At 59.0% G+C, this 14,435-nt stretch carries 16 protein-coding genes; 7 read left to right on the top strand and 9 right to left on the bottom strand.

Annotated elements, in window-relative coordinates; genetic code table 11:
- Window positions 1–59 precede the first annotated feature (59 nt).
- The 3 genes from ACR0IP_RS06870 to secG form a co-directional block, all read right to left on the bottom strand.
- A complete protein-coding gene (locus tag ACR0IP_RS06870) occupies window positions 60–836 on the bottom strand; it encodes an isocitrate lyase/PEP mutase family protein (protein WP_480524593.1) in 777 nt (258 codons plus the stop codon).
- Window positions 837–932: 96 nt separating this feature from the next.
- Window positions 933–2,576, bottom strand: a complete 1,644-nt coding sequence (locus ACR0IP_RS06865; protein ID WP_170376297.1) for a CTP synthase — start codon at window positions 2,574–2,576, stop codon at window positions 933–935.
- Window positions 2,577–2,736: 160 nt separating this feature from the next.
- Window positions 2,737–3,102 carry a preprotein translocase subunit SecG gene (gene secG, locus ACR0IP_RS06860; protein WP_170376300.1) on the bottom strand — a complete coding sequence of 122 codons (366 nt, stop codon included), beginning with the start codon at window positions 3,100–3,102 and terminating at the stop codon, window positions 2,737–2,739.
- Window positions 3,103–3,252: 150 nt separating this feature from the next.
- Here secG and nthA point away from each other — a divergent pair, with 150 nt between their 5' ends.
- The 5 genes from nthA to ACR0IP_RS06835 all read left to right on the top strand — a co-directional run bounded on the left by nthA (window position 3,253) and on the right by ACR0IP_RS06835 (window position 6,624).
- Window positions 3,253–3,867, top strand: a complete 615-nt coding sequence (gene nthA / locus ACR0IP_RS06855; protein WP_170689869.1) for a nitrile hydratase subunit alpha — start codon at window positions 3,253–3,255, stop codon at window positions 3,865–3,867.
- Window positions 3,864–4,541 carry a nitrile hydratase subunit beta gene (nthB, locus tag ACR0IP_RS06850; RefSeq protein ID WP_170642273.1) on the top strand — a complete coding sequence of 226 codons (678 nt, stop codon included), beginning with the start codon at window positions 3,864–3,866 and terminating at the stop codon, window positions 4,539–4,541. The genes nthA and nthB overlap by 4 nt, the downstream gene beginning before the upstream one ends.
- Entirely contained in the window at window positions 4,538–4,867 is a 330-nt protein-coding gene (locus ACR0IP_RS06845; RefSeq protein WP_170642271.1) for a nitrile hydratase accessory protein, read from the top strand. The genes nthB and ACR0IP_RS06845 overlap by 4 nt, the downstream gene beginning before the upstream one ends.
- 219 nt (window positions 4,868–5,086) lie before the next feature.
- The gene (locus tag ACR0IP_RS06840; protein ID WP_170487726.1) at window positions 5,087–6,382 is read left to right on the top strand and encodes an adenylosuccinate synthase; all 1,296 of its coding nucleotides are present in this window, start codon (window positions 5,087–5,089) and stop codon (window positions 6,380–6,382) included.
- Window positions 6,382–6,624 carry a DUF2842 domain-containing protein gene (locus ACR0IP_RS06835; RefSeq protein ID WP_170642268.1) on the top strand — a complete coding sequence of 81 codons (243 nt, stop codon included), beginning with the start codon at window positions 6,382–6,384 and terminating at the stop codon, window positions 6,622–6,624. The genes ACR0IP_RS06840 and ACR0IP_RS06835 overlap by 1 nt, the downstream gene beginning before the upstream one ends.
- 151 nt (window positions 6,625–6,775) lie before the next feature.
- Here the strand turns inward: ACR0IP_RS06835 and ACR0IP_RS06830 are convergent, their stop codons facing one another.
- Window positions 6,776–7,336, bottom strand: a complete 561-nt coding sequence (locus ACR0IP_RS06830; RefSeq protein WP_170765697.1) for a GNAT family N-acetyltransferase — start codon at window positions 7,334–7,336, stop codon at window positions 6,776–6,778.
- A gap of 178 nt (window positions 7,337–7,514) precedes the next feature.
- Complete coding sequence (locus ACR0IP_RS06825; RefSeq protein ID WP_480524589.1) at window positions 7,515–9,128, bottom strand: hypothetical protein; 1,614 nt, start codon at window positions 9,126–9,128, stop codon at window positions 7,515–7,517.
- A 219-nt stretch (window positions 9,129–9,347) separates the two neighbouring features.
- Here ACR0IP_RS06825 and ACR0IP_RS06820 point away from each other — a divergent pair, with 219 nt between their 5' ends.
- On the top strand, window positions 9,348–9,959 hold the full coding sequence (locus ACR0IP_RS06820; protein WP_480524587.1) for a thiamine diphosphokinase: 612 nt from the start codon (window positions 9,348–9,350) through the stop codon (window positions 9,957–9,959).
- Here the strand turns inward: ACR0IP_RS06820 and ACR0IP_RS06815 are convergent.
- Genes ACR0IP_RS06815 through ACR0IP_RS06800 form a run of 4 tightly spaced genes read right to left on the bottom strand, consistent with a single transcriptional unit; the run spans window position 9,904 to window position 13,378 of the window.
- Complete coding sequence (locus ACR0IP_RS06815) at window positions 9,904–10,818, bottom strand: DMT family transporter (protein ID WP_170376317.1); 915 nt, start codon at window positions 10,816–10,818, stop codon at window positions 9,904–9,906. The two genes, ACR0IP_RS06820 and ACR0IP_RS06815, sit on opposite strands and share 56 nt — an antisense overlap.
- Window positions 10,819–10,863: 45 nt before the next feature.
- Complete coding sequence (locus ACR0IP_RS06810) at window positions 10,864–11,280, bottom strand: GFA family protein (RefSeq protein ID WP_480524585.1); 417 nt, start codon at window positions 11,278–11,280, stop codon at window positions 10,864–10,866.
- A 21-nt stretch (window positions 11,281–11,301) separates the two neighbouring features.
- Window positions 11,302–12,675, bottom strand: a complete 1,374-nt coding sequence (locus ACR0IP_RS06805) for an L-serine ammonia-lyase (protein WP_170376858.1) — start codon at window positions 12,673–12,675, stop codon at window positions 11,302–11,304.
- A gap of 1 nt (window position 12,676) precedes the next feature.
- Window positions 12,677–13,378, bottom strand: a complete 702-nt coding sequence (locus tag ACR0IP_RS06800) for a glutathione S-transferase family protein (protein WP_480524748.1) — start codon at window positions 13,376–13,378, stop codon at window positions 12,677–12,679.
- A gap of 169 nt (window positions 13,379–13,547) precedes the next feature.
- On the opposite strand from ACR0IP_RS06800, the gene rpiA reads away from it, so the two are divergent.
- A complete protein-coding gene (gene rpiA, locus ACR0IP_RS06795; protein ID WP_170376321.1) occupies window positions 13,548–14,336 on the top strand; it encodes a ribose-5-phosphate isomerase RpiA in 789 nt (262 codons plus the stop codon).
- Window positions 14,337–14,435 lie beyond the last annotated feature (99 nt).

The raw sequence follows: 14,435 nt of genomic DNA, 5'->3' as shown, positions 1-14,435 counted from the left end.
AATCTCCCGTATCGGTTTAGGGCAAGGTGCGAAGTTTGCGTAAAAATTGCAAGCTGCGCCTATCCGGCGTAGTCGATGGCCTGACGCGCCTGTTCAGTTAGCCACGCAATCATCTGGCGATAGGGCACCGGGCCGTAGCTGATACGCGCCACGCCGAGCTTGGCGAGAGCCGCTGAATCCGGCGTGCCTGGCAGAGCGATGATGTTGACCGGTAACTCGGTGGCCTCACAGAGCCGTCGGATCATGGCCTCATCTTTCAGGCCCGGGGCAAAGAACCCGCTGGCTCCTGCGGATTGGAAGGCCGAAGCGCGGGCTATGGCATCTTCAAGCATCGTAGAATCATGCGTGTCGGCCGGTGCTTTCAGGAAGATGTCCGTGCGGGCGTTGATATAGGCGGGAATACCGGCCGCGTCGCAGGCCTTGCGCATCGCTTCGATTCGCGCGGCTTGATCAGGGATGCTGTGAAGGCCGTCTGCGCCGACGATCTGATCTTCGAAGTTGAAGCCAACAACACCGCAATCCAACGCCCGTGCCGTATTGTCGGCGATGCCTGCAGGATAGACGGCATAAGCCCCTTCAAAGTCCAGGGTGACGGGTAGATCAACAGCGCTGACGATGCGCTTTGCGTTGTCCAGCGCGGCTTCCAGCGGGATGTGCTGCCCGTCCGCAAAGCCTTGCGCCATCGCTACCGGAGCGCTACCCGTCGCGATCGCCTGCGCGCCTGCATCGCGCACGGCAGCGGCGCTGCCAGCGTCCCAGATGTTGAACAGGATGACCGGGTCGCCTTTGACATGCAGGCGCGTGAAGGTTTCAGCACGTTGGGCTTGGGTCGTCATGGGTATCTCCTGTCGAAACTCGTTCAACAGTTAATCCCAGGACGCCAGAATCCTAAGCGCTTAATTGTGTCGGTACATCACGTTGCAGCGACCGCATCAGACCAGTCGAGAGCTGTCCTTGGCCGCGCGCACGAAGTCGCGGAATAGGGGATGCGGGTCAAACGGCTTGGATTTCAGCTCGGGGTGATACTGAACGCCGATGAACCACGGGTGATCCGACCATTCGACAATCTCAGGCAGGCGGCCATCAGGGGACATGCCCGAGAAGTTCAGGCCCGCTTTTTCAAGCTGTTCACGATATTTGATGTCGACCTCATAGCGGTGACGGTGGCGTTCCTCGATCTGAGTGCCGCCGTAGACATTCGCAACTTTCGAGCCTTCGGCCAGAACCGCGTTATAGGCCCCAAGGCGCATGGTGCCGCCCTTGTCGTCGCCCACTTTGCGTTCGACCTTGTGATTGCCCTGAACCCATTCCTTGAGGTGATAGACCACCGGTTCAAACCGTTTCTTACCAGCCTCGTGGTCGAACTCTTCCGAGCCCGCCTCGGCGATACCAGCCGCATTGCGCGCGGCTTCAATCACGGCCATCTGCATGCCCAGGCAGATGCCCAGATAGGGCACCTTGTGCTCACGCGCATATTGCGCGGCTTTGATCTTGCCCTCGGTGCCACGTTCGCCAAAGCCACCGGGAACGAGGATGGCGTGGTAGCCTTCCAGATAAGGGGCGGCATCTTCGTGGTCGAACACCTCGGCATCGACCCATTCAATCTTGACCCTGACGCGGTTCGCCATGCCGCCATGGGTCAGCGCCTCGGCAATCGACTTGTAGGCGTCTTCCAGCTGGGTGTATTTACCCACAATCGCGACCTTCACCTCGCCTTCGGCGTTGTGGATACGGTCGCTGACGTCTTCCCATTTCGCCAGATCGGGCTTGGGGGCAGGGCTGATCTGGAACGCGTCCAGAACCGCCTGATCCAAACCTTCCTTATGATAGGCCAGAGGCGCGTCGTAGATGGTGGACAGGTCCTGCGCTGCGATCACGCTATCGGGGCGTACATTGCAGAACAGGGCCAGCTTTTCACGTTCTTTCGTGGGGATCGGCCCTTCGGACCGGCAAACCAGAATATCGGGGGCAAGGCCGATCGAGCGCAGCTCTTTCACCGAGTGTTGGGTCGGCTTGGTTTTCAGCTCGCCCGAGGCTTTGATGTAAGGCAGTAGCGTCAGGTGCATAAAGATACACTGACCGCGCGGCTTGTCCTGGCTGAACTGACGGATGGCTTCAAAGAAGGGCAGGCCTTCGATATCGCCCACGGTGCCGCCGATCTCACACAGCATGAAATCGACCTCATCCTCACCGATCGCGATGAAATCCTTAATCTCATTGGTGACGTGCGGGATCACCTGAATGGTCTTGCCGAGGTAATCTCCGCGGCGCTCTTTCTCCAGCACGTTGGAATAAATACGCCCCGAGCTAACCGAGTCGGTCTTGCGTGCGGCCACGCCGGTGAAGCGTTCATAGTGACCAAGGTCCAGATCAGTTTCAGCGCCATCATCGGTGACGAAAACCTCGCCATGCTCGAAAGGCGACATGGTGCCGGGGTCGACGTTCAGATAGGGGTCCAGCTTGCGCAGACGCACCGAGTATCCCCGCGCCTGCAACAGCGATCCCAGAGCCGCCGAAGCCAGTCCTTTACCCAAGGACGAAACCACACCACCAGTGATGAAAATAAAACGCGCCATGTTTTTTCGGCTGCTCCCGTGAGACGTCAAAATCAGCTGCCCGACGGTTCCGAAAAACCGCTGCATCACGGGACTTCACGTATAAAGGATTCGCGCCAATAGCGCAAGAGAACCGCAAGATGCTGTTGCAGTTCTCTTTCAGGTTTCTAGGTTTTGTGGCTTAGTCGGCCTGCGGGATCAGCGGGGCATTGTCGCCCTGCGCCGGAGGTAGCAGGTCATCTGCGGACGGAACCGCAGGCGCGCTTTCTTCAGTTGCGGCCGGAGCCGGAACGCCCAAACGGTCGATGACCGAGCTGCCCGAGGACTTCTGCGCTGCCAGAATCGTCAAGGTGATCGAGGTGACGATAAAGCAGGCAGCCAGGATCCAGGTCACTTTGCCCAGGGCCGTTGCAGCTGCGCGGCCTGTCATGGCGCCGCCGCCACCGCCACCCATGCCAAGACCGCCACCCTCGGACCGCTGCATCAGAACGACGGCGATCAGGCCCAAAGCCAGAAGAAGATGGATGATGAGAACGACGTTTTCCATGGTGGTCCTGTACAGCGTGGCGTGTATCGCGTGGTACTTATGCAAGTTTGGTTCTGGGGGCAAGTCACGAGTTGGCATCACAGGTGATGATGTTGCACATCACGCCAAAGGGACTGGACAGATCGGTCAGGCTTGGCGCACCCTGCGGCCATGCCTCATGATCATTCTGACCACCCGCACGCCTTGCTGCCCCCCGAACCCGCGCTGCGCGTCAAAGCGCTCGAAACGATTCTGACCCGGAAGGGGTTGATCGACCCGGCGGCGCTGGATGAAATCATCGACACCTACCAGAACAAGATTGGCCCGCAAAACGGCGCGCGCGTTGTCGCCAGGGCCTGGAGCGATCCTGCGTTCAAAGCCGCATTGCTTGAAGATGCAACGCCGGTTGTCGCCGAGCTTGGTTACTATGGTCGTCAAGGCGAACATATGGTGGTGGTCGAAAACACACCGGAGCAGCACAACATGGTCGTTTGTACGCTGTGCAGTTGCTATCCGTGGCCGCTGCTTGGTATCCCGCCCGGCTGGTATAAATCCGACGCCTACCGCGCCCGCGCCGTGCGCGAACCGCGCAAGGTTCTGGCTGAGTTTGGTGTGACGCTCGCCGAGGACACAGCGGTACGCGTCTGGGACTCCACGGCCGAGATTCGCTATCTTGTGTTGCCCATGCGTCCCGAGGGGGCTGAAGGGTTGGGCGAAGAGGAACTCGCGGCTTTGGTCACGCGCGACAGCATGATCGGCGCGGGCCTGCCCAAGGAGGCATCATGACGCGCGTTCACGATATGGGAGGGCGGTTTGGAGACGGCCCGATCAACCCGGAAGCTGAAGACGCTCCCATCTTTGCCGAAGACTGGCACGCGCGGGCCTTGGCCGTAACGCTGGCCTCGGGCTTTTTGGGGCAATGGAACATTGACACATCGCGCCACGCGCGTGAGCAGCTGTCGCCGAAGGACTACACCCGGTTTTCCTACTATGAGAAATGGATCTCTGGGCTGGCCGATCTGTTGGTCGCCAAAGGGGTGCTGACCCTCGACGATTTGCGCAGAGAAACCACGGCTGGTGATCATCCATTGGCGGACCGCACGCTGAAAGCCCAAGCCGTCGCAGCTGCATTGGCCAAAGGCGGCCCTGCTGATCGCAATTCGAACATCGCGGCGCAGTTCGAGGTCGGACAGATGGTGCAAACAGTGCGTCCCTCCGCGAACCGTTTGGTTGATGGTGGGCATACACGTTTGCCGACCTACGCCGCTGGGGCCCAAGGCCGGATCGTACGCCTGCACGGAACGCATGTTCTACCCGATTCCAATGCCCACGGGCTGGGAGAGGCCCCAGAACCTCTCTATGCCGTATCTTTCCTGGCGTCCGAGCTGTGGGCCGATCCGGAACACGCCAACGATGAGGTGGTGCTTGATCTGTGGCAATCCTATCTGGAGCCTACATGAGCAACTGCATCACAGCCTCCGCGCCAGAGCCTGTGTTCTCAGAACCCTGGCATGCGCAGGTCTTTGCGGTCACCGTCGCGCTGAACGAAGCGGGACGTTTTGACTGGCCCGACTGGGCAGACCGGTTTTCGAACACGTTGAAACGGAACGGTTTGAACAAAGAGCTGGATGGCGGGGATGACTACTTCCACGCATGGCTAGAAACCCTTGAGACCTTGTTGGCTGAACAAGGAGATGCCCGCTCGGATGAGGTCACCTTGCTGCATCGCGCTTGGGAAGAGGCTTATCTGACCACGCCTCATGGTAAACCGGTCCGTTTGCCGTAAAACGAGTTGGGGGCGCTGCCCCCGCCGCCTTTGGCGACTCCCCCGGGATATTTTCGGCCAGCTGAAGCAGGGGATCCGTTCTTCATCTGGCTTAAAATATCCCCGCCGGAGGCATTGCGCGCAGCGCGATTTGCAGATGCGGCGAAATATCGGTTTCCCTACCGTCTGAGCCTCGTTATATCAGCCGAGTTTGATATCTTTTCGCGAAAAGGACCGGATATGGCCAACGTGGTTGTTGTCGGCGCCCAATGGGGTGACGAAGGAAAAGGCAAGATCGTCGACTGGCTCAGCGAGCGGGCAGACGTGATCGCGCGTTTTCAGGGCGGGCACAATGCCGGCCACACTCTGGTTATTGATGGCGAGGTTTACAAACTGCATGCGTTGCCCTCGGGCGTAGTACGCGGCGGTAAGCTCAGCGTGATCGGCAATGGCGTGGTTCTGGACCCATGGCATCTGGTCAAAGAAATCGCGACTGTGCGCGCTCAGGGCGTTGAGATCACGCCTGAGACGCTGATGATTGCCGAGAACACCCCTCTGATTCTGCCGATCCATGGTGAACTGGACCGCGCGCGCGAGGAAGCCGCGAGCAAGGGAACCAAGATAGGCACAACGGGGCGCGGGATTGGCCCGGCTTATGAAGACAAGGTCGGACGCCGTTCGGTGCGTGTTGCCGATCTTGCCGATGAGGCGACCTTGGAAGCTCGTGTTGATCGTGCGCTGCAGCACCACGACCCATTGCGCAAGGGTTTGGGGATTGAACCTGTCGACCGGGATGCTCTCTTGGCGCAACTGAAAGAAATTGCAGCGGAAATTCTGCCTTTTGCGGCTCCGGTCTGGAAGGTTCTCAACGAAAAGCGCAAGGCGGGCAAACGTATTTTGTTCGAAGGCGCGCAGGGTGCGCTGCTGGATATCGACTTTGGCACCTATCCTTTCGTGACGTCCTCGAACGTGATCGCTGGTCAAGCGGCGACGGGCGTGGGGATCGGGCCGGGCTCGATCGACTTCGTGCTGGGAATCGTCAAAGCCTACACAACCCGCGTGGGTGAGGGGCCGTTCCCGACCGAGCTTGAGGACGCCGATGGTCAGCGACTGGGCGAGCGTGGGCATGAGTTCGGCACGACCACAGGCCGTCAGCGTCGCTGCGGCTGGTTTGATGCCTGTCTGGTGCGCCAGACCTGCGCGACGAGCGGGGTGAATGGGATCTCTCTGACCAAGCTGGATGTGTTGGACGGGTTCGAAACGCTGAAGATCTGCACCGGCTACGAGTTGGATGGCGAGCGTCTGGATTATCTTCCGACCGCCGCCGATCAGCAGGCGCGCTGCACGCCCATCTACGAAGAGATGCCCGGTTGGAGCGAATCCACCGAAGGCGCGCGCAGCTGGGCGGATCTGCCCGCAAACGCGATCAAATACGTGCGCCGGGTCGAAGAGTTAATCGAATGCCCTGTGGCGCTGCTGTCTACCAGCCCGGAGCGGGACGACACCATTCTGGTGACCGACCCGTTTGCAGACTGATGTCGGACGACAAGACACCCGGCCTCAGCTACAAGGCGCGCAGGCGTTGGTCTCTGTTCATTCTGGTGATCGGCCTGCCTGTCTATATTGTCGCCGTAGTCACGGTGGTGAACTGGCTGGATCGTCCTCCGATCTGGCTTGAGCTGTTGGTTTACGTGGCGCTGGGCATTCTGTGGGCTTTGCCCTTCAAGTTCGTGTTCAAGGGTGTTGGGAAAGAAGACCCGGACCAAAAGCCAGACTGATCAGTATCTCTGCTTGGGTCACAGGCTTGCGTCATTTCCCTGCGCACCACCGAGATAGTGAGATGAGGGCAAGTCCGAAGTTTCAGCTTTGGATGGTCCGGTTCTAAGAACGCATTTGGTCGTCAAAGGCGCTGCGCGTCTATGTCTGACCCTAGCCGGTTCGCCGATCGTTTCCCGACCAACTTAGGATCGCTCGGGCCATGGCATGATACTCGCCCGAGATTTCTTCGGCGACACTGAAGGGGGTGGGCCAGGGCGCTGTCAGGGTCGCCTCGATCTGTCCTGTCGTCAGTTTCAGCTCGGCCTCGTGTTTTGCAGCCAGACGGCGCATTTTTTGATTGGTGGCAAGGCACAACATGTGGACTTCGCGAAATCCACGATTGCGGGCTGCAGTGACTATCCGCGACAGCAGTGCATCGCCGATCCCTAGGTCCTGCCAGACTGTTTCAACGGTAAAGGCCAGTTCAGCCACATGGTTGTGGCTGTCAGGAACAGCCCGCAACTCTCCGACACCACGCAGGCAGGAATCGGGGAATGCGCCAAATACCAGCGCAGAATTTTTGAATATGCCTGAGAGATAATTCTCAACAAAGGCCGGGCTGACCGGTACGCCAAATCGAGATGTCAGTGCTTCTGCATCGAGACTCTTGAAATGGCTTTCTATTTTGGGTTTGTCGAATGCTCTGAGGCGTCGAATAGGTAGTTCATACATGGCGGAGCCTTGATTTGAACACGAACTGAAAGATCTGTTACCTTTACTCAGACGATATCATTTTTCTGCAGTGCAGCATAGCGACATCATGTCCGCATCGAGATTCCGTAGGGTAAGTGCAAAAAGAAAATGGGTCGAAGAAATCTCCGACCCACTCTCGATAGCGAAATGAAGGATATCAGCCTACGGCGCGCTCACCTTCCGGGCGAAAACCGATGTCACTTGAGGCCGCAAAGCGCCCTCCGCCAGCTTTTTCGATTTTGCCGTCGCGCAGAAGCTGCCCGAAGGACTTCAGGCTTTCTTCGCGATTGAACTCATCCTGTTTCAGCGAGCGGACCTTGTTCATCAATTGCGGGCGCGAGAATTGTTCCTGCCCTTCGATGAAGGACAAGTACGCCGCAGCCGCTTCGAGAAGGTCGGACAGAGACTGCGCGCCCTGATCCTGTGCAAATTGTGCAAACCCGCTTTCTTCTGACGCGTCCTCGGACTGATCCGAGGTGACACGGCGGGGGGTCACCGGGCCTGTATCCGCGTTGGGGGCATCAATACGCTGCTCGGCGACCAGTTTCAGAGGGGCAGCCGTGTCTGTATCAGGGCGTTTGCTGGTGACCTGAACATCGTCTGGGCGGCGAGGGCTGACGACCGAGGCCAAATCGCCACGATACTCTTCATCAGTCGCGGCCTGCTGGGCCACATCTTCCGCCGAGGTTGCAGCAACGGCCGTACGCAGATGGGAATAGGCCTCACGCGTGCCGCTAGCGGCCGGGTCGTCCATTTGCTCATCTGCTTTTGCCATCAGGCGCGAGACATCCTGATCCAGATCCGAGGACGCCACGGTCGCTTGAGCATCCATTTCCTCTTCGATCTCGTCAATCTCGAGGAACAGGCTTTCTTCATCCTCAGCGGTCAGAACACCTTTCTGGTCGTCTTCTGCTTTGTCTGCCGGGCTAAGGATATTCTCAACCGCATCGCTGTCATCGGTTTCCGTCTCAACGTCTTCGTCGAAGATCACCTCTTGGGCCTCTTCTTCCTCTGCGTCTTTAAACTCGATCTGCATTGGGGTCTCATCTTGCAAATCAAGCGGCGCCGATTCCATGGCTGGCGCATCCGGCAGTTCCGGCGCGTGTGCCTCTTCAACGGCTTCGACGGCAGGTGCCTCGGTAGGGGCCGGGGCCTGAGCGGTCAGATCGTCGGGGCTCAGCGAACCTGCTGCAAAGGCGGCTGAGACAGCGTCCATCGGCGCCGGGGTGTCGGCCGTTAGGGGGGCGACCTCTTCCTCGGCATAGTTGTCCGTGTCCACATCCGAATGGGAAACAACCGCGCGGATGCGTTGCAGCTTGGCAGCCAGGCTATCGGGCGCCGGGTCCGCGTCGGCATCGACCGGCGCAGTCTTGGAAAAGAACGACGCGGCACTGTCTGTTTCAGGTGTCGCAGAGGGGGTCGGCTGGACAACATTCAGATCGGGGGATTGGGGCATGGCGTTATCCTGTGGCAGGGTCGCTTCAGGGGCGGGGGGCGTTTTAGTACGGGGGGGTGTTTCCGTCGCGCGCAGAAGCAGGCCGGTATCGCTCGGGCGCGCTTCGACTTGTTGCGCGTTGTCGCGCTGTGCAATCCGTGTCAGCATTTCGGCGTCAGGTTGCGGGGGTTCAGAACCAAAGTATCTGTCTTCTGCCGCAAGATCGCGGAAGTATTCGGCTATGGCTTTCATAGTCTCGAAAGAGTCGTCGAACCCTTCCAAAGTGCACGAGAAAGTCCCATAGGAAACGGTCAATACCTTGTTGTTCTGTACCATCAGACATGCGTCCTTTACAAACTAACTGAGCCGATCCGCCCGGACAGGGGCAACCCGATCGACTCGGAACTAACTGCATGAACCTATCATTTTGTGGTCTCAATGTGTCCAAATCCGGGAAAAATGATCAATCTTAGAAAAAATGGGGCAATTGTACGTTCAAATGGCCCAATCGGGTTGTTTGGAGGGGGGCAGATCGGCCCTGAAGACCTGAATTTGATGCTGAATCGCGTCAGTTTTGCGGTCGCGGCCGACGGTGGAGCCTCGGTTCTGGTCGATTCGGGGCGCATTCCGGATGCCGTGATTGGTGATTTCGATTCGTTGTCCCCTGAAATCAGAGCTCGTATTCCCCAGGATCGCCTTTTTCCGATTGCGGAACAGGACAGCACGGATTTCGACAAGGCGCTGCGGAACGTGCAGGCCCCTTTGGTGTTGGGGGCCGGTTTCCTTGGCGGGCGGCTGGACCATCAATTGGCGGTCTTGAACACTCTTGTCCGATATCCGGACAAGGCCTGCGTTCTGATCGGCTCGAATGAGGTCTTATTCCACGCACCGCCCAACATCGCGCTGGATCTGACGCCGGGTGAGGTCGTCTCTCTCTTTCCGCTGAAACACGTCACCGGGCGCAGCCGCGGGTTGGAGTGGCCGATCGAGGGGCTTCAATTCGATCCGAGCGGGCAGGTGGGCACCTCGAACCGTGTCATTTCAAAGATTGAGCTTCAGATGGACGGCCCGGGCATGCTGGTGATGGTGCCGCGTAGCGCTCTGGATCAGGTCATGCAGGCGTTTCTGTCGGGGCAGAGCGCGCCGTGGCCCTCTCACGCAGAATGACATAGAGCCCGGCGGCGATCGTGATCAGGATGCCAAGCGCGGCCAGACCGTTCGGCAGGTCGTGAAAGATCAGCCAGCCGATCAGGGTGGCGACGGGGATTTCAAGATACTGCATCGGTGCCAGCGTGGCCGAAGGCGCATAGCGCAGCGACCATGTCATAAACAGATGGGCGACGGTCCCAAGCACTCCGATCGACAGAAGCAGCCAGTGTTCGTTGCCCGAGGGGAGGGCGAATGACAGCTCCCAGATATCAAACTGCGTTCCCCAGATCAGAAGGGGCAGCAGCAGGATTGTGGCAAACACGCCCGAGACGGCCTGCAGCGACATCGGGTCGGTCTCTTTGGCGATCTGGCGCGTTACCAGCATGAACAAGGCAAAAACAACTGCAACGATCAGCGGCAAAAGCGCGGGTAGACCAACTTCGGCAAAGCTGGGTTGAATGACCAGAAGCGTTCCGGCGAACCCGACGATACAGGCCGCAAGGCGGCGATGCCCGACCTCTTCGTTCAGTATGTATTTCCCGAGCAGCAGCATGATGAAGGGCATCACGAAGGCGATGGCGACCGCATCAGCCAGGGGTAGGAATTGCAACGCCGAGAACATCGCGGTGATGCCCGCGATGTGCAAAAGTGTGCGGATCACGGTCAGTCGCAGAATACGGCCTCGCATGCGCCATGGCCTGCCGGTCATCGCGACCAAGGGCACAAGGATCGCCGCCTGAATGGCAAAACGCACGAAGACCAACAGCGCCAGTGGGGTTGTTTCCCCCAACAGCTTTGCCAGCGCATCCCCCATCGGGGCGAGCACACAGAAACCAAGCATCAGTACGATGCCGAATACGGGACGATCCTGAGTCATGGCCGCGACGCTAGCGGTTTCCCAAGGCCGAGAAAAGCTCTGTTCTCAAGCGTTCGGAAGTGGTTGGACCTTGGTGTAGTCCGGGCCGATGCAGGTGGGCAAATCATCGCTCAGTTTCAGCCACTCCAACTTCTCTTCATGTGAGACATGAAGTGTTGGCTGCAAGACTTCGGGGCACTCTAGAGTCGCTACGTAAAGGTGAAGAACGTCCGACATCTTGGTCGACCGAAACGAGATCGGAGTTCCACAATGTGGACAGAAGCTCCGCTCGACCCCAGGCGAAGAGTTGAAGCGCTTCGGTTCTTCTCCGGTCCAGCGCCACTGGCCGTCGCGCACCCCGAAATAGGTCGTCATCGGAGCGGCACACTGGCGGCGGCAACTGTCGCAATGACAGGAGACACAGGACAAGACCGGAGGATTAACTTTATACGCAACCTTGCCACACAAACAATGTCCGCGCATCACGCCACCTCCTCTCTGACCTCAGCAGTTCGGGACGTTTACGGCCAAACCACCCAATGAGGTTTCTTTGTACTTCTCATGCATATCATGCCCGGTCTGACGCATGGTCTCGATCACCGCATCTAGGGGCACAAAATGTTGACCATCCCCGCGCAAAGCAAGTGACGCGGCCGAAACGGCCTTGATCGCGCCAAGGCCATTGCGCTCGATGCACGGCACCTGAACCAACCCGGCAACCGGATCGCAGGTCATACCCAGATGATGCTCCAGCGCGATTTCGGCGGCGTTCTCGACCTGCTCAGGCGTGCCGCCCATGACGGCGCAAAGACCAGCCGCCGCCATCGCTGACGCGCTGCCCACTTCGGCCTGACATCCGGCTTCGGCCCCTGAGATCGAGGCGTTGAACTTCACCAGACCCCCAATGGCGGCTGCGGTCAGAAGGAAATCCTCGATATGGCTTTCCGCCGCGCCAGGCACGTGGTCGAGGTAGTAGCGCAGCACTGCAGGCAGAACGCCCGCCGCGCCGTTGGTTGGTGCGGTGACCACCTGGCCTCCGGCCGCGTTTTCCTCGTTCACGGCCATGGCGTAGACGCTCATCCAATCGTTGATGGTGTGCGGCGCGGTCAGGTTCATACCGCGCTCGGCCATCAGCGCATCATAGATACCCTTGGCACGGCGACGCACGCTGAGGCCGCCGGGCAGGATGCCATCTGTGGTCAGACCGCGCTCGATACAGTCGTTCATCACCTGCCACAGCCGGGCAGAGCCTTTGGCGAAGCTATCCGCACAGCCACGTGCGATTTCGTTGGCGCGTTTCATTTCAGCAATGGATTTGCCGCTGGACTTTGCCATCTCCAACATCTCGACGGCGGATTTGAAGGGGAAGGGCACCGGGGCGCCTTCGTCGGTGGCCTTGCCAGCGGCCAGTTCCTCTTCGGTCAGAACAAAGCCGCCACCGATTGAGTAGAACACCTGTCGCAGGATCACATCGCCCTGCGCGTCGGTTGCCATCAGGATCATACCGTTGGCGTGGCCGGGCAGGTTGTGGTCGTAGTCAAAGACCAGATCGGTCTTTGGGTTGAAGGTCAGCGTCGGTAGCCCTTCAGGCGTTACCGTGTGCGTCTCAGCAATTGCGGCCAGCGCGGCCTCGGCCTTGTCGTTGTCATATGTGTCCGGCACGAATCCGGCGAGGCCAAGGATGGTGGCGCGGTCGGTGGCATGACCCACTCCGGTAAAGGCCAGCGAGCCGTGTAGTGAGCCGCGCAGCCCGGCAAATTCAAACGGCGATGCACGCATCATGTCCAGAAAACGCGCGGCGGCCACCATGGGGCCCATGGTGTGGGATGAGGACGGGCCGATGCCCACTTTGAACATATCGAAGACAGAGAGGAACATGTCAGATAGCTGAGCCTTCAGGAGGGTTGGCATAGATGGGTGATGTGAACGGCGTGGCCCCAAGACCTTCGGCGGCTATGGCCGTTCGCGTTGCGGGGCGCATCTCTAGCTGTGTCAGGATGCGCTGAAGATAGGGCGTATCGGCCAGTTGGTACCAGCTGCGGTCAGCATTGGATGGGTAAAGCGCCATCCATCGCATCATGCAGGCGATATAGTATGTCAGAACTGACGGCTGATTTGCGCTTAGCCATTCCGGTGCCTGCGCGGCGACCGCGTCCAGATTTTGCAGATGAGTGCGCAGCCTTGGGCGTATTCCGGCCCGCAGGGTCTCGGCCTGTTCTGGGTCTATGTATTTCGCGGCATAGAAAAGGATACGCAGATCGGCATGGAGCGTGTTGGACGCGAAAAACAGCCATTTCAGAAAAGCGGCCCGATCAGGGCTGTTTGACGCGGGCGCAAGTTGCTCATGGCTGTCGGCCAGCCACAGCAGAATGGCTGCCGTCTCGAATATCGGCCCCTGAGGGGTTTCGAGAACCGGGATCAGCCCGTTCGGGTTCAACGCTCGGTAGGCTGCGCTGTCTTGCGCGTTCTGACGACGATCAACCAGCACCGTCTCATAGGGCTGGCTCATTTCGTCCAGCACCAGCCGGATCACCAGCGAGGCGTTGTCAGGGGCATAGTGCAGGTGATAGGGCGTCATCATACGGACTAGATATACAGCAACCGAAACCTGAAAAGCCTTGTTTGCGACGTTTCCGATAGGAAACGCGCAATTGAGCGACATCTTTCGCATCCGGGCGACGTGAATTGGGTCTCGAAGTTGGGTGGAGCATTGCATATAAGTCTTGCAGACTATTTGGGGAAGACTGCCAATGACCGCGGATTTGTCGCCAATCGACACAGCCAAATACGTTGCGGCGTACCGCGCGGCCGACATGGTCGAAGACGGAATGCGGGTGGGGCTGGGCACCGGCTCGACTGCCGCCTGGCTTGTTCGCCGTCTGGGCGAGCGTGTCCAACAAGAAGGCCTGCGCATCAAGGGCGTACCAACCTCAACCCGAACCGCGCAACTGGCGCGTGAAGTCGGGATCGAGGTCGTGTCGCTGGATCAGGCCGGATGGTTGGACCTGACGATTGACGGCGCGGATGAGTTCGACGGTGATCTGAACCTCATCAAAGGCGGTGGCGGGGCGCATCTGCAGGAAAAAATCGTGGCAACGGCCAGCGATCAGATGGTGGTGATCGCTGATGCCGGGAAAGAGGTCGAAACGCTCGGCGCATTCCCGCTGCCGGTCGAGGTGATCCCATTTGGCTGGCAGACCACTCGAACGCTGATCGAAGAAGTTCTGGATACGATGGATGTGCTTGGCACCAATTCAGCCCTTCGCATGAATGGTGAGGCCCCATTTGTGACCGATGAGGGTAACCATATCCTCGACCTGCATCTGCAAAGGATCGGCAATGCGCGGCAGATGGCGCTGGTTTTGAACCAGGTGCCGGGTGTCGTCGAGAACGGGCTGTTCATAGACATCTGCGACAAGGTCGTTGTGGGCTACGGCGATGGCCGGGTCGAGCTGCGCGACATCAATGCCGGAACCGTTGAACTGGACCAGCTCCTCGGGGGCGCCAAGGACAACCTGTTTTCGGATTTTTCGGACTGAGTGGAAGGCGCCATCCCAAGGACGTGTTGGAATATACTGGAAATTTACGCCTTTGGGGGTTGGCAGGGCGGTTTTCGCGCCCAGATATCCAAAGAATTT

Source organism: Ruegeria sp. AL11, assembly GCF_056540865.1.
The sequence above is the reverse complement of the archived record's forward strand: the minus strand, read 5'-3'. Positions and strand labels throughout refer to the sequence as shown.

What these genes read in the sequence shown, in the direction of transcription:
- ACR0IP_RS06820 (WP_480524587.1), top strand. Translation starts at nt 9,348, where the DNA reads ATGCTGAATCGCGTCAGTTTTGCGGTCGCGGCCGACGGTGGAGCCTCG.
- ACR0IP_RS06840 (WP_170487726.1), top strand. Translation starts at nt 5,087, where the DNA reads ATGGCCAACGTGGTTGTTGTCGGCGCCCAATGGGGTGACGAAGGAAAA.
- secG (WP_170376300.1), bottom strand. Translation starts at nt 3,102, where the DNA reads ATGGAAAACGTCGTTCTCATCATCCATCTTCTTCTGGCTTTGGGCCTG.
- nthB (WP_170642273.1), top strand. Translation starts at nt 3,864, where the DNA reads ATGACGCGCGTTCACGATATGGGAGGGCGGTTTGGAGACGGCCCGATC.
- ACR0IP_RS06845 (WP_170642271.1), top strand. Translation starts at nt 4,538, where the DNA reads ATGAGCAACTGCATCACAGCCTCCGCGCCAGAGCCTGTGTTCTCAGAA.
- ACR0IP_RS06830 (WP_170765697.1), bottom strand. Translation starts at nt 7,336, where the DNA reads ATGTATGAACTACCTATTCGACGCCTCAGAGCATTCGACAAACCCAAA.
- nthA (WP_170689869.1), top strand. Translation starts at nt 3,253, where the DNA reads ATGCCTCATGATCATTCTGACCACCCGCACGCCTTGCTGCCCCCCGAA.
- ACR0IP_RS06825 (WP_480524589.1), bottom strand. Translation starts at nt 9,128, where the DNA reads ATGGTACAGAACAACAAGGTATTGACCGTTTCCTATGGGACTTTCTCG.
- ACR0IP_RS06865 (WP_170376297.1), bottom strand. Translation starts at nt 2,576, where the DNA reads ATGGCGCGTTTTATTTTCATCACTGGTGGTGTGGTTTCGTCCTTGGGT.
- ACR0IP_RS06810 (WP_480524585.1), bottom strand. Translation starts at nt 11,280, where the DNA reads ATGCGCGGACATTGTTTGTGTGGCAAGGTTGCGTATAAAGTTAATCCT.
- ACR0IP_RS06835 (WP_170642268.1), top strand. Translation starts at nt 6,382, where the DNA reads ATGTCGGACGACAAGACACCCGGCCTCAGCTACAAGGCGCGCAGGCGT.
- ACR0IP_RS06870 (WP_480524593.1), bottom strand. Translation starts at nt 836, where the DNA reads ATGACGACCCAAGCCCAACGTGCTGAAACCTTCACGCGCCTGCATGTC.
- ACR0IP_RS06805 (WP_170376858.1), bottom strand. Translation starts at nt 12,675, where the DNA reads ATGTTCCTCTCTGTCTTCGATATGTTCAAAGTGGGCATCGGCCCGTCC.
- ACR0IP_RS06800 (WP_480524748.1), bottom strand. Translation starts at nt 13,378, where the DNA reads ATGATGACGCCCTATCACCTGCACTATGCCCCTGACAACGCCTCGCTG.
- rpiA (WP_170376321.1), top strand. Translation starts at nt 13,548, where the DNA reads ATGACCGCGGATTTGTCGCCAATCGACACAGCCAAATACGTTGCGGCG.
- ACR0IP_RS06815 (WP_170376317.1), bottom strand. Translation starts at nt 10,818, where the DNA reads ATGACTCAGGATCGTCCCGTATTCGGCATCGTACTGATGCTTGGTTTC.